The sequence below is a fragment of the Citrobacter sp. wls827 genome, assembly GCF_005280875.1.
Classification (GTDB): Bacteria; Pseudomonadota; Gammaproteobacteria; order Enterobacterales; family Enterobacteriaceae; genus Citrobacter; species Citrobacter youngae.
This window is the reverse complement of sequence record NZ_SZWR01000001.1, coordinates 435,215-449,164: the sequence shown is the minus strand read 5'-3', so window position 1 is coordinate 449,164 and position 13,950 is coordinate 435,215. Positions and strand designations below refer to the sequence as shown.

At 52.4% G+C, this 13,950-nt stretch carries 14 protein-coding genes; 2 read left to right on the top strand and 12 right to left on the bottom strand.

Annotated features, from left to right (window positions below; genetic code table 11):
* The 3 genes from dxs to xseB all read right to left on the bottom strand — a co-directional run.
* Window positions 1–965, bottom strand: a 965-nt coding sequence (dxs, locus tag FDX03_RS22935) for a 1-deoxy-D-xylulose-5-phosphate synthase (RefSeq protein ID WP_249356968.1), incomplete at its 3' end; no start/stop codon positions are given.
* 24 nt (window positions 966–989) lie between these two features.
* Window positions 990–1,889 carry a (2E,6E)-farnesyl diphosphate synthase gene (gene ispA / locus FDX03_RS02105; protein WP_048212434.1) on the bottom strand — a complete coding sequence of 300 codons (900 nt, stop codon included), beginning with the start codon at window positions 1,887–1,889 and terminating at the stop codon, window positions 990–992.
* Window positions 1,890–2,132: an exodeoxyribonuclease VII small subunit gene (gene xseB, locus FDX03_RS02100; RefSeq protein WP_003021586.1), complete on the bottom strand. Its 243-nt coding sequence runs from the start codon at window positions 2,130–2,132 to the stop codon at window positions 1,890–1,892. It lies immediately after the preceding gene.
* A gap of 208 nt (window positions 2,133–2,340) precedes the next feature.
* Between xseB and thiI the strand changes: the two genes are divergently transcribed.
* The gene (thiI, locus tag FDX03_RS02095) at window positions 2,341–3,789 is read left to right on the top strand and encodes a tRNA uracil 4-sulfurtransferase ThiI (RefSeq protein WP_005125147.1); all 1,449 of its coding nucleotides are present in this window, start codon (window positions 2,341–2,343) and stop codon (window positions 3,787–3,789) included.
* 65 nt (window positions 3,790–3,854) lie between these two features.
* Here thiI and FDX03_RS02090 read toward each other — a convergent pair whose 3' ends face one another.
* Genes FDX03_RS02090 through panE form a run of 3 tightly spaced genes read right to left on the bottom strand, consistent with a single transcriptional unit; the run spans window position 3,855 to window position 6,434 of the window.
* Window positions 3,855–4,937, bottom strand: coding sequence for a hypothetical protein (locus FDX03_RS02090; protein ID WP_137345407.1), 1,083 nt, complete (start codon window positions 4,935–4,937; stop codon window positions 3,855–3,857).
* A 32-nt stretch (window positions 4,938–4,969) separates the two neighbouring features.
* Window positions 4,970–5,560: a protein deglycase YajL gene (yajL, locus tag FDX03_RS02085; protein ID WP_061067423.1), complete on the bottom strand. Its 591-nt coding sequence runs from the start codon at window positions 5,558–5,560 to the stop codon at window positions 4,970–4,972.
* Entirely contained in the window at window positions 5,523–6,434 is a 912-nt protein-coding gene (gene panE, locus FDX03_RS02080; RefSeq protein WP_040232714.1) for a 2-dehydropantoate 2-reductase, read from the bottom strand. The genes yajL and panE overlap by 38 nt, the downstream gene beginning before the upstream one ends.
* A 174-nt stretch (window positions 6,435–6,608) precedes the next feature.
* Here panE and FDX03_RS02075 point away from each other — a divergent pair, with 174 nt between their 5' ends.
* Complete coding sequence (locus tag FDX03_RS02075) at window positions 6,609–7,100, top strand: YajQ family cyclic di-GMP-binding protein (protein ID WP_003831002.1); 492 nt, start codon at window positions 6,609–6,611, stop codon at window positions 7,098–7,100.
* Window positions 7,101–7,180: 80 nt separating this feature from the next.
* On the opposite strand, the gene FDX03_RS02070 is transcribed toward FDX03_RS02075, so the two are convergent.
* The 6 genes from FDX03_RS02070 to cyoA form a co-directional block, all read right to left on the bottom strand.
* Window positions 7,181–8,545 (bottom strand): MFS transporter, encoded by a 1,365-nt coding sequence (locus FDX03_RS02070; protein ID WP_137345406.1) that lies wholly within the window; start codon window positions 8,543–8,545, stop codon window positions 7,181–7,183.
* A 221-nt stretch (window positions 8,546–8,766) separates the two neighbouring features.
* Window positions 8,767–9,657, bottom strand: coding sequence for a heme o synthase (gene cyoE, locus FDX03_RS02065; RefSeq protein ID WP_003835956.1), 891 nt, complete (start codon window positions 9,655–9,657; stop codon window positions 8,767–8,769).
* An 11-nt stretch (window positions 9,658–9,668) separates the two neighbouring features.
* Window positions 9,669–9,998 (bottom strand): cytochrome o ubiquinol oxidase subunit IV, encoded by a 330-nt coding sequence (locus FDX03_RS02060; RefSeq protein WP_003021607.1) that lies wholly within the window; start codon window positions 9,996–9,998, stop codon window positions 9,669–9,671.
* Complete coding sequence (locus FDX03_RS02055) at window positions 9,998–10,612, bottom strand: cytochrome o ubiquinol oxidase subunit III (protein WP_003021608.1); 615 nt, start codon at window positions 10,610–10,612, stop codon at window positions 9,998–10,000. Before FDX03_RS02055 ends, FDX03_RS02060 begins: the two co-directional genes overlap by 1 nt.
* Window positions 10,602–12,593: a cytochrome o ubiquinol oxidase subunit I gene (gene cyoB / locus FDX03_RS02050; RefSeq protein WP_003021610.1), complete on the bottom strand. Its 1,992-nt coding sequence runs from the start codon at window positions 12,591–12,593 to the stop codon at window positions 10,602–10,604. Before cyoB ends, FDX03_RS02055 begins: the two co-directional genes overlap by 11 nt.
* 11 nt (window positions 12,594–12,604) lie before the next feature.
* Window positions 12,605–13,561, bottom strand: coding sequence for a cytochrome o ubiquinol oxidase subunit II (gene cyoA / locus FDX03_RS02045; protein ID WP_086523605.1), 957 nt, complete (start codon window positions 13,559–13,561; stop codon window positions 12,605–12,607).
* Window positions 13,562–13,950: the final 389 nt, after the last annotated feature.

Sequence of the window (13,950 nt, the reverse complement as noted above, 5' to 3'; positions counted from 1 at the left end):
GAATAGCTCGGCAGGCCGCCACTGCTTTTCGGCAGGCATCCGCTGGACGGATCGAATTTTGGTACTGCGTGGAAGGTAATCGGATCTTTTTCCGCAGGCTCGTAGCCACGACCTTTTTTGGTCATGATGTGCAGGAACTGCGGGCCTTTCAGATCGCGCATGTTCTTCAGTGTGGTGATAAGCCCCAGCACGTCGTGACCGTCCACCGGACCGATATAGTTAAAGCCCAGTTCTTCAAACAGCGTGCCCGGCACGACCATGCCTTTAATGTGTTCTTCGGTACGTTTGAGCAGCTCTTTAATCGGCGGTACGCCGGAGAACACTTTCTTCCCGCCTTCGCGCAGCGAGGAGTAGAGTTTGCCAGAGAGCAGCTGCGCCAGATGATTGTTCAGCGCGCCAACGTTCTCTGAAATCGACATTTCATTGTCGTTGAGGATAACCAACATGTCGGGCTTAATATCACCCGCGTGGTTCATCGCTTCAAACGCCATGCCAGCGGTGATAGCGCCGTCGCCAATCACACATACGGTACGACGTTCTTTGCCTTCTTTCTCAGCGGCAACCGCAATACCGATACCAGCGCTGATGGAGGTTGATGAGTGGCCAACGCTCAGTACGTCATACTCGCTCTCACCGCGCCACGGGAACGGATGCAAACCGCCTTTCTGGCGAATGGTACCGATTTTATCGCGGCGGCCGGTCAGGATTTTGTGCGGATAAGCCTGATGTCCCACATCCCAGATTAACTGGTCAAACGGGGTGTTGTAGACATAGTGCAGCGCGACGGTGAGTTCCACCGTGCCCAGACCAGAGGCGAAGTGCCCGCTGGAACGGCTCACGCTGTCGAGCAAATAGCGGCGCAGTTCGTCGCAAAGCTTTGGCAGGCTCTCTTTCGGCAGCAGGCGTAACTCCTGGGTGGAGTCGACCAGCGCCAGGGTCGGGTATTTGGCTATATCAAAACTCATCGCAAGCTCATGGGATATGTTGGTTTATTTATCACGCTGGATTATGTAGTCCGCTAGCGCTTCCAGTGCCGAGGTATCGAGTGACTGTGCGGCCAGCAGATTCAGCGACTGGCGGGCATCTTCGATTAAATCCCGGGCTTTATTCCGGGCTTGCTCAAGACCCAGAAGTGCAGGATAGGTACTTTTGCCAAGCTGCTGGTCAGCACCCTGACGTTTACCCAATGTTGCAGTATCGCCTACCACATCCAGGATGTCATCCTGAACCTGGAAGGCCAGACCGATGCTTTCGGCGTATTTGTCGAGTATTGCCAGGCATTCTCGCCCTTTATCGCCTGCGCTCAATGCGCCCAGACGTACGGCGGCGCGAATCAATGCCCCGGTTTTGTGGCGGTGAATACGCTCCAGCGCATCCAGCTCAACCTGATGGCCTTCGGCTGCCAGATCCAGCGCCTGGCCGCCGCACATACCGGCGATACCGCTGGCCTGAGCCAGTTCAGAGATCATCGCGATGCGGTCACGGTCAGACACTTCCGGCATCGGGGCGTCGCTGATAATAGAGAATGCCAGCGTTTGCAGCGCATCACCGGCCAGAATCGCATTCGCTTCGCCAAACTTGACGTGGCAGGTCGGCAGACCGCGACGCAGATCATCGTCGTCCATCGCGGGTAAATCGTCGTGCATCAGTGAATAGGCATGGATGCACTCGACGGCTGCAGCGGGAGCATCAAGCGTACTCAGGCTGACGCCAAACATCTGGCCGGTCGCGTACACCAGGAACGGGCGCAGACGTTTACCGCCTAATAATGCGCCATATTGCATGGTTTCGACCACGGGAGTGTTCTGAAAGGGCAGTGGCGCGATAAAACGGCTCAGTGCCTGGTTGGCCTGCTCAACGCAAGCCTGTAGCTGCTGCGTAAAATCCATTTACTCATTATCCGGTGTAAAAGGCGTAAGGGCGGCGTCTTCAGTATCTGACAGCAGGATTTGCACGCGCTGTTCAGCCTGTTGCAATTTAACCTGTCCCTGACGCGCCAACTGTACGCCGCGTTCGAATTCGTTCAGCGCTTCTTCCAGCGGCAGGTCGCCGCCTTCCAGGCGGGTAACAATCTGTTCCAGCTCGCTCAGCGCTGTTTCAAAACTGGCTGGCGCTTCATTTTTCTTCGGCATAATGAATGTCTGACTCTCTGTATTGGCAGCACAAGACTATGGTAACGGACTCGCACTGATAAGCAAATAACGCGCAATGGTAAGGCGATGTGCACAGGATGACCATGATGGTGGTATACTTGCGCGCCTGGATGCAGCCGCAGGGTATGGGCTGCTGTATTTTTTCCCATTACAAGTCATTCAGACTTGCCAAAGAACCATTGCCGCCATGAAGTTTATCATTAAATTGTTCCCAGAAATCACCATCAAAAGCCAATCTGTGCGTTTGCGCTTTATAAAAATTCTGACAGGGAACATTCGTAACGTTTTAAAGCACTATGATGAAGACCTTGCCGTTGTCCGTCACTGGGATCACGTTGAGGTTCGCGCTAAAGATGAAAGCCAGCGCCTGGATATTCGCGACGCGCTGACCCGTATTCCGGGGATCCACCACATTCTCGAAGTAGAAGACGTGCCGTTTACCGATATGCACGATATTTTCGAGAAAGCGCTGGTGCAGTATCGCGACCAACTGGAAGGTAAAACCTTCTGCGTACGCGTTAAGCGTCGTGGTAAGCATGAGTTTAGCTCCATTGAGGTGGAACGTTATGTTGGCGGTGGACTGAACCAGCATATTGAATCCGCGCGCGTGAAGCTGACGAAGCCGGACGTGACGGTTAATCTTGAAATCGAAAACGACCGTCTGTTGCTGGTTAAAGGCCGCTATGAAGGTATTGGCGGTTTCCCTATTGGTACGCAGGAAGACGTACTGTCGCTGATCTCCGGTGGTTTCGACTCCGGCGTGTCCAGCTACATGCTGATGCGTCGCGGCTGCCGCGTGCACTACTGCTTCTTCAACCTTGGCGGGGCAGCGCATGAAATCGGTGTTCGCCAGGTGGCGCATTACCTGTGGAATCGCTTCGGTAGTTCGCATCGCGTGCGTTTTGTTGCTATCAACTTTGAACCGGTGGTCGGTGAGATCCTGGAGAAAGTTGATGACGGCCAGATGGGCGTGGTTCTCAAGCGTATGATGGTTCGCGCGGCGTCGAAAGTCGCTGAGCGCTACGGCGTACAGGCGCTGGTAACCGGTGAAGCACTGGGCCAGGTCTCCAGCCAGACGCTGACCAACCTGCGTTTGATCGATAACGTATCAGACACCCTGATCCTGCGCCCACTTATCTCCCATGATAAAGAGCACATCATTAATCTGGCACGTGAAATTGGCACCGAGGACTTTGCTCGTACCATGCCGGAATACTGCGGTGTAATTTCAAAAAGCCCGACGGTGAAAGCGATCAAAGCGAAGATTGAGGCCGAAGAAGAAAACTTCGATTTCTCTATCCTCGATAAAGTGGTTGAAGAAGCGAACAATATTGATATTCGCGATATCGCCCAGCAGACGCAGCAAACTGTGGTAGAAGTGGAAACCGTGAGCGGCTTCGGCCCGAACGATGTAATCCTGGATATCCGTTCTGTGGATGAACAGGATGATAAACCGCTGAAGGTTGACGGCGTGGACGTCGTTTCTCTGCCGTTCTACAAGCTGAGCACTAAATTCGGCGATTTGGACCAGAGTAAAACCTGGCTGCTGTGGTGTGAACGCGGGGTGATGAGCCGCCTGCAGGCGCTTTATCTGCGCGAGCAGGGCTTTGAAAACGTGAAGGTGTATCGCCCGTAATTGAGTAAACACCGTGTTGTAGGCCGGATAAGGCGGTTGCGCCGCCATCCGGCAATGCAACGATATTATTCAAAACGCACAGGAAGCGTCTTCCCGTTCGACTCCCAGACGCCCTGATAAACTCCGTCTTTTAACTCCAGCGTTATCTTCTCTTGCGCTTGTTCAGCAGCAGATGTCTTCAGTTCATAATGTTGATTGTCGGCTGTATCGCATTTGCCGGTTAATTCAATCGGTGCGCCAAATTTCTGGTAAAAGTAATCCCCTTCAAAAAAATCACCGTATTTGCAGTCCACCTTCAACACAATACGCATGCTTTTTCCCAGCGTGCCGTACATGACTTTGCCGTCAATGCCGGGCGCTGGCGAAACCGGTGTTGTACTCTTTGCGCCAGTCAGATACTGGCCGTACGGCGTGAGCCGATTTTGCAGTTCCGCGGTTGGGATTTTCGTGGTGAAATCACCCAACTCGTCGAGTGCGCGGCTGGCGTGGTTGCTACAGCGTCCGTTCAGGAAGACCAGATGGTCTTTTTGCAGGGAGAATTTGTCGATGTAATACAACCCGTCGGTGTAGGTTGCGCATGATGCGTAGAATTCGGCATAGTCAAAGTCTTCGCCTTTCTCTTCTTTTATTTGTTCTGGTGTTTGCGATTTATGCGCATCAACAAAGGTGTCGATTTGGCCACGGATATCTTTTCTGATGCGAGTATTTAATTCGGCCATCGTAGAACGGGAAAAGAGGTCGTTGAGGGTAATTGCCGCGCCGTTGGCTAAATCGAAGCTGAGCGGTACATTGTACGATTCGCAATACGCTCCGCAGCCTTCGACAAACATATTCATGGTCAGGATTTTTTCGTCGCGAAATTCAACCGTGTAGTTAAGGTTTGCGGTGGGATTCATGGCTGATTTCGCAAACTGGTTTACTGTGGCCTGCGGAGTATTACCCGGTAGCTGATTGATAAAGCTTGCGAAAATATAATCGTTAATACGTTTCGCAACCTTAGGGTTATCCGTTGAGGAAAACAATGGCACGCGATATTGCATTTCAGTGCTTCCGGGATAGCGATACTCAATACTCTTTATGTCGAGTTGCGTCGCTGTGGCATAACCGGAAAGGAGCAATAAAGCCACTCCACTCAGATATCCTTTCACTATGATTCCTTATAAGGGAGTGGCCTGAAGATTTACTCGTAGTAGTTATAAATTCCCGCAGCCATCACCAGTTGTGATGCCACCTCGTGGGCTTTTTCGCGACTGACCAGAAGATCAATGATTTTCAAACCGAAATCGATGGAGGTTCCCGGTCCCTGGCTGGTTAACAGGTTAACGCGCGGATCCCACACGACACGCTTGTCCTGCCATTGATCAGCGGGGATTTGGTCTTTCAGCGCCGGGTAGCCGGTCATGTTGCCGATGGGAAAAATGTCGTGCGGGACGAGGACGGTCGCGGCAGCGGCGCAGATAGCCGCGACAATGCGCCCGGAGCGATGAAACTGCTTCACGGTTTCGACCAGCAGAGGGCTGTCGCGAAAACACTCGGCGCCTTTAATACCGCCCGGCAGTACGATAATGTCGAAATCGCCGTCAGCAACTTCGACTAATGGCGCATCCGCCAGCAGTTTCACACCGCGCGAGCACACGATCGTCAGGTTGCCATCGCTGGCGACGCTGGCGGTTGTGACCTTAATTCCGCCGCGAACCAGTAGATCGATAGTAGTAACCGCTTCGGTTTCTTCACTACCAGGGGCGAGACATACCAGTGCTTGAGCGCTCATACTCACTTTCCTTTCTTTTAACCATTTCAAACAGGCGGGCATTTTCCGGAACGGCGATGCCGTGCGCGCGTGCGCGTTTTAACAAATAACCGGTAATGTAGTCGATCTCGGTATGACGCATGGCGCGAATGTCCTGCAGCATAGATGAGATATTTTCCGCCGTACTGTCAATCACTTGCTCGACATAATAGCGTAAATCATCCGCTGATGTGTGGTGGCCTTCGCGTTCGATCACCGCTGCCACTTCCTCGCAGATGAGCGCTATTTTTTCCGGATGATGGCGTAACTCACCGTTTGGGCAATCCCATAATGCGGTCAGCGGGTTAATGACGCAGTTGACGGCCAGCTTGCGCCACAGCTCGGCGCGAATGGTGTTGTGCCATGCGACGTCCGGCAGCACCTCTTGCAGGGTTTCAGCCAGATAGCTGAAATCGCCGTCTTGCTCACGCGCTGGCCCAATACGCGTTGTTCCCTGAGCGACATGAATGATGACGTTCCCGTCACGGCGTGCCGCGTGAGTGGTGGTGCCCATCAGCAGGGGTTGTTTAATGTTATGTAACTCTTCAATCGTCCCCATGCCGTTGTGAATTAACAGAATGGGCGTGGTTTCGGGCAGAATTGCGGCCAGGCCTTTTACCGCATCAGAAACCTGCCAGGCCTTCAGGGTGACCAGCAGCAGGTCGCTTTTTGCCAAAAAGTCGGGGTCATTTGCCGTCAGGGATTCATTAAAAACTGAGCCATCCGTGTCGATCAGGTTTACACTGCAGTAGGGTTGCGGTACGCGCAGCCACCCTTGCACCTCATGTCCATGTTTGCACAGCGCTGTAAGCCATAGCTGCCCTAACGCTCCACATCCCAGTACGGTAATTTTCATTCTTCCTCCTCACCTGCAACAGCACCAGGTGTTAATCCATATCGACCGCACCCCATTATTGTTCGCAGATGTCACTACCACGTACAATGAAAGGATACAGCCTAGTATAGCGCTGTCTGTTGAGTAACTTTGCAGGTATTATGCTTCGCATCAAAAATGAAGGGAGAGGAAAAGATGCCATCTTTCGATATTGTCTCTGAAGTTGATCTTCAGGAAGCCCGTAACGCGGTGGATAACGCCAGCCGTGAAGTCGAGTCACGCTTTGATTTTCGTGGCGTTGAAGCCACTTTTGAGCTGAATGAGTCAAATAAGACGATTAAGGTGCTGAGCGAGTCTGATTTTCAGGTTAATCAGCTGCTGGATATTTTGCGTGCCAAGCTGCTCAAACGCGGTATTGAAGGCACGTCGCTGGACGTACCAGAGACCTTCGTGCACAGTGGTAAAACCTGGTTTGTTGAAGCTAAGCTGAAGCAGGGCATTGAAAGCGCGGTGCAAAAGAAAATCGTTAAGCTGATCAAAGACAGCAAGCTGAAGGTGCAGGCGCAGATTCAGGGCGAAGAAATTCGTGTGACCGGTAAGGCGCGTGACGATCTGCAATCCGTCATGGCGCTGGTTCGCGGTGGCGATCTCGGCCAGCCGTTCCAGTTTAAAAACTTCCGCGATTAAGTCGTAATGCCTGATCCGGCCTACAGGTCGCACACGCTATTTGTAGGCCGGATAAGACGTTAGTCGCCATCCGGCACTCTTCACGCCTGGCTTATCGCTTGCTCAACCTCGAATCGATTGGTCACTTTGCTGTCGATTTTCACGTAGGCCGAATGCTCTTTCGCCACAATTAACACTTCGCTTATCCCTTCTTTCGCCAGCAGACGCTGCTTCAACGTGTCATCCGCGGCAATTTCAGGTGGGATTTCCACGCGCAGGCTGCTGACGTACGGCGGTTCTTTCATTGTGCTTGCCACCAGTAACCAAATGGCTGCCAGCAGCGCGCCGGCCAGGAATACGGCCTGACCATCAAACATTTCGACCACCCAACCGCCGAGCGAACCGCCAATCGCCACGCCAAGAAACTGGCTGGTGGAGTAAACGCCCATCGCCGTGCCTTTGTAACCCGCAGGTGATTCTTTGCTGATAAGCGAGGGGAGGAGGGCTTCCATCAGGTTGAAGGCGAGGAAGAAAATCTGCACGCCCGCAATCAGGCCCCAGAAACGCACGTTAGCGCTCCACAATACAATCTCTGCAATAAGGATTAGTAACACGCAGGCGAGGAACACGCGTTTCATCTTGCGCTTCACTTCGGCGTAAATGATGAACGGCACCACGGAAACAAAGGACAGCAGCATCGTCACCAGATAAATTTTCCAGTGTTCTGCGGCGGGGAAACCGGCTTTCGCCAGTTGTCCTGGTAACGCGACGAAAGTGGACATCAGCAAAATGTGCAGGCACATGATGCCGAAATTGAGCTTCAGCAGTTTGGGCTCCGCCAGCACTTTGCTGAAGCTATCTTTTACCATGCCCGATTCACGGTTTAGTACGTGGCTGGTGCTATTGGGAACGACCCAAATGGTCAGCACGATACCCGTGGTAGCAAGGGCGGCGATCATCCAGAACAGCGCGTGTAACCCCAGCGCATGGGTAACGATTGGCCCCAGCACCATCGCAATGGCAAAGGTGATACCAAAGCTGACGCCGATAAACGCCATCGCTTTGGTGCGGTTTTGCTCGCGGGTTAAGTCTGAAAGCAGCGCCATTACGGCAGCGGCAATCGCGCCAGAGCCTTGTAGGGCGCGGCCAAGAATTATTCCCCAGATTGAATCGGAGAGGGCGGCAATCACGCTGCCGAGAACGAATACCGCCAGCCCACCGACGATAAGCGGCTTACGGCCGATGCGGTCAGAGAGCAGACCAAAGGGGATCTGGAAGACGGCTTGCGCCAGGCCATAAATGCCGATGGCAAGGCCTATCAGCGCTTCGCTGGCGCCCTGTAGCGCCATGCCGTATGTGGTCAGAACTGGCAGAACCATAAACATGCCAAGCATGCGCAACGAGAATACGGTCCCTAAACCCCAGGTGGCGCGCAACTCACCGGGCGTCATTTTGTAATCGTTCATTCCCACCTCTGTATTAATTTCGCGCCTAGTGTAAAGCGCTAAGCAGGCTGGGTAAATATGCGCTTTATTAACAAATGTTGGGGTTGTGAGGGGCGTCGGCTGGAAACGAAAATGCCGGATGACGATACTCACGTATCTTATCCGGCCTACAAGCAATGTGCTTTTTTGTAGGCCGGATAGGGCGTCAGCCGCCATCCGGCATAGAAGATGTGACGATTAACTTACCAGACGTAAGTCAGCAGGTTCTGCGAGTTTGGCACCATAAAGTCGACGGACATCATCACGGAAAGCGCGGTGATGGCGATGATGGAGAAACCGAACAGCTTGCGCGCCCAGACTTTGTCATCTTCCACTTTATAACCGCGCAGCGCCATGCCCAACCACCAGACGCTCACCGCCGCAGCAACAATCAGGTATTTATAACCTGCATAGCCGCCCAGGGTTAGCATCAGCGTGGCGATAGCAAATGCGATGATATACAGCGTGATATGGTTTTTCGCGACGGAAATACCTTTCACCACCGGCAGTACCGGGATGTTGGCAGCCTGATAATCCTTAAAGCGGAAAATCGCAATCGCGTAAGAGTGCGGCATCTGCCACAGGCTGAAAATAGCCAGCAGAATCAGCGCACCGCTATCGAACTCACCGGTTACGGCGCAGTAGCCAATCACCGGCGGCGCAGCGCCGGAGAGTGAGCCAATCAGCGTGCCATAAACGGAATGGCGCTTCATGTACAGGCTATAGACGCCCACATAGACCACGAAGCCCATTACCCCCAGCCAGCAGGCCAGAGGGTTCGCGCCAAACCACAGCAGCATAAAGCCAGCAATACCCAGCAGGGTGGCGTATACCAGTGAGACCGCAGGGGAAATCAGACCTTTAACCAGCACGCGGTTTTTGGTCCTCTCCATCTTCCTGTCGATATCCCTGTCGATGTAGTTGTTAAATACACAACCCGACGCCACAACCAGTGACACCCCAACCAGCGTGTAGATAAACAGGGGATAATCAATGCTGCCTTTCGAGGCCAGCAGGAACCCCCCAATCACCGAGATCAGGTTGCCAAAGATGATGCCTGGTTTCGTTACTTGCAGGTATTGCTTAAACATCATAATCGCCGCTCTTAGTGCATCATCATGTTGTAGTTAAGGTTCCACATAATCCAGATGGAGCCCACAACCAGGATGGCGATGATTAGCACAGTAAAGACAAAGGCCGTCATGTTCCAACCTTCATCAGATTTGCTATTCATGTGCAGGAAGCACACCAGGTGCACCAGAATCTGTACCACTGCCATTGCCAGAATAGTTCCCAGAATGACGGCCGGAGAGGCAGAACCTGTCATCACCATCCAGAACGGAATGACCGTCAGGATGATCGACAGGATAAAACCTGTCATGTAGGTTTTTACGCTGCCATGGGATGCGCCGCCGCTCTCGTTAGCATGACTCATTACATCGCCCCCATCAGATAAACAACAGTGAACACACAGATCCATACCACATCCAGGAAGTGCCAGAACAGGCTCAGGCACATGATGCGGGTACGGTTAGTACTGGTCAGGCCGCGACGAGCGACTTGCACCATCAGCACTGCCATCCAGATAAGACCGGAGGTGACGTGCAGACCGTGCGTGCCGACCAGCGCGAAGAACGCAGACAGGAAACCGCTGCGATCCGGGCCCATGCCGTTAACAATCAGGTGATGGAATTCATAGAGTTCCATCCCGATGAATCCGGCACCGAACAAGAAGGTCAACGCCAGCCAGGAGATAACCTGGCTCTTGTTGTTCTTGTACATGGCAATCGCTGCCATGCCGTAAGTAATGGAGCTGAATAACAACAGGAATGTTTCAACCAGAACGAACGGCAGTTCAAAAATGTCCTTACCTGTCGGGCCACCTGCGGTGCCGTTCACCAGAACGGCATAGGTTGCAAACAGAATAGAGAACAGAATGCAGTCGCTCATCAGGTAGATCCAGAATCCGAAGATCTTGGTCTGGCCTGCATCGTGGTGCCCGTGTTCGTGCGCGTGGGCAGTCGCGTGCGTTAAAGTATCAGTTGCCATTTTTCAGCCCTGCCTTAGTAATCTCATCGAAATGCTGGTTTTCCAGTTTTTCGACTTCCGGGACCGGCACGTAGTAATCCACGTCTTCATCAAAGCTTTTCACAATCCAGCTGATGATCATGCCTGCGAAGCTTGCAATCGCCAGCCACCAGATATGCCAAATCATGGCGAAACCAAACAGTGTTGCGAAGGCGGTAATGACGATACCGGCACCGCTGTTCTTCGGCATATGAATTTCTTCATAGTGCGCAGGCTGCTTGTACGCTTCACCTTTTTCTTTCATTTCCCAGAAGGCATCACGCTCGTGAACGTGCGGCACAACGGCAAAGTTATAGAACGGAGGCGGGGAAGAGGTTGCCCACTCCAGCGTACGACCACCCCATGGGTCACCGGTCAGGTCACGGTTCTGCTCGCGGTCGCGAATAGAAACGTAGATCTGAATCAGCTGGCACAGGATACCCAGTGCAATCAGCGCGGCACCACAGGCGGCGACGACCAGCATTGGATGGAACTGAGGGTCAATCTGCTGGCTGAGACGACGGGTCATACCCATGAAGCCCAGCACGTACAGCGGCATAAATGCCACGAAGAAGCCGATGATCCAGAACCAGAATGCGCGTTTACCCCAGGTTTCGTTCAGCGTGAAGCCAAACGCTTTTGGCCACCAGTAGGTCATACCAGCGAAGCAGCCAAATACAACGCCGCCGATGATAACGTTATGGAAGTGCGCAATCAGGAACAGGCTGTTGTGCAGTACGAAGTCCGCACCCGGCACCGCCAGCAGTACGCCGGTCATGCCGCCGACTGAGAAGGTCACGATAAAGCCAATCGTCCACAGCATCGCTGAGTGGAATACGATACGGCCCTGATACATGGTGAACAGCCAGTTGAAGATCTTCACCCCGGTCGGGATGGCGATAATCATGGTGGTAATACCGAAGAAGGCGTTTACGTTAGCGCCTGCACCCATGGTGAAGAAGTGGTGCAGCCAAACAACGAACGACAGAACGGTGATACACACGGTTGCCCACACCAGCGAGGTGTAACCAAACAGACGTTTACGTGAGAAGGTTGCCGCGATTTCGGAGAACACCCCGAAGACCGGCAGAACCAGAATGTACACTTCCGGATGGCCCCAGGCCCAAATCAGGTTGATGTACATCATCATGTTGCCGCCCATATCGTTGGTAAAGAAATGGGTACCCAGATAGCGATCCAGGGTCAGCAACGCGACGGTAACCGTCAGGATTGGGAAAGAAGCGATAATCAGGATGTTCGCGCACAGAGACGCCCAGCTGAATACCGGCATCTTGAACATGGTCATTCCTGGAGCACGCATCTTAATGATGGTCACAAAGAAGTTGATACCGGTCAGGGTTGTACCAATACCGGACAACTGGACTGCCCATATCCAATAATCGACCCCGACGCTTGGACTGTACTCTATTCCCGAAAGTGGTGGATACGCCAGCCAACCGGTCTGCGCGAATTCACCCACGCCCAGAGACAGGTTAACCAGGATTACGCCGACAACGGTGAACCAGAAGCTCAGGTTGTTCAGGAATGGGAACGCAACGTCACGTGCGCCGATCTGCAGCGGAACCACCAGGTTCATCAGACCGATAACAAATGGCATTGCCACGAAGAAGATCATAATCACGCCGTGAGCCGTGAAGATCTGGTCGTAGTGGTGAGGTGGCAAGAAGCCCGCTTCACCTGCAGAAGCCAGCGCTTGCTGACTACGCATCATGATGGCGTCGGCAAAGCCACGAATCAACATGACGATTGCGACGATGACATACATGATGCCAAGGCGTTTGTGGTCAACCGAAGTCAGCCACTCTTTCCACAGGTAGGTCCACTTACCGAAGTAAGTGATTAGGCCCAGTAAGGCCGCACCACCGATGATAATGGCAGCGATCGTAACCATGACAATGGGTTCATGGAACGGCACTGCATCCAGCGTCAATTTTCCGAACATCGTATTCTTCCTCAACCCCTTGAGTTGGCGGATTCCGCGTGGCTCATGTCCATGCCTTCCATACCTTCGTGTGCGCTGTGCTCACCTTCGGGTTGGGTCATGTCCATGCTCTTACCGTGAGCCATAAATTTGTTAATAACGTCTTTAAACAAATCGGGTTTCACGTTGGAGAAGTATTCCACCTGGTTGTATTCACTTGGCACAGCCACTTTCTCGAACGCAGCCATGTCGCTCATGGTGTTCGTGGACTGTTTAGCTTTAGCAACCCATTGGTCGAATTCGGCGCGGTCCTTTGTTGCGATAGCCTTGAACTTCATACCGGAGAAGCCTGGTCCGCTATAGCTTGCGGAGATACCATCATAAGTACCGACTTCGTTGGCGATCAGATGCAGTCGAGTCTGCATACCGGCCATGGCATAAATCTGGCTACCCAGACGCGGGATAAAGAAGGAGTTCATCACGGAGTTGGATGTCACTTTGAACTCAACCGGAGTATTCGCCGGGAAGGCGATTTCATTCACGGTAGCGATACCCTGTTCCGGATAGATGAAGAACCATTTCCAGTCCATGGAAACCACTTCGATGGTAATGGGCTTCTCGTCATGCGCCAGCGGTTTGCTTGGCTCAAGAGCGTGAGTGGTTTTCCAGGTCAGTACGGCAAGGAAAATGATGATTAAGATAGGCACCGTCCAGACCACAGCTTCCACTTTATTGGAGTGTGACCAGTTCGGGCTGTACTTCGCATCTTTATTGCTTGCACGATACTTCCAGGCAAAACCAACAGCCATCAAGATGGCAGGAATAACGACAATCAACATCAGGCCAAATGCCGTCAGTATCAGTGAACGTTGTTCCAGTCCAATCTGTCCTTTAGGGTCAAGCAGCGCAGAATTACAGCCACTGAGTAACGCAGTGCCTGCAATTAATGACAACCATCCCAAACTTTTATTGTATTTCCTGAGTCTCATTTAACGACCTCAATTCCACGGGACCGGGTGGCGTTTAAAGTGTGAGGGCATTTTACGGGAAGGTTACATTACTGTAAACATCCTTGGATCTGTGTTACCGGGTTCTGCCGTGCATGTCACATATGTTGCAATATATGTCGTCTCGGCTTTAAGAACCTGTTGCAACATCACGTTATAACGAAAGCGGGCGAGCAGGGGAGGTGTTGAGGGCAATTGGTATAACCAATACGGAAATAAAACAATTGTTTAACAATTGATTATCAATAAAAAGACAAATGATGAACAAAAAATAAATCTGATCTGGCTGAATCGAGTAAGGAAAATAGAATTTATAAAAGGAGTCAATAATTTCCAAATTCTATGGCGCACAAAACAACAAATATTATTTT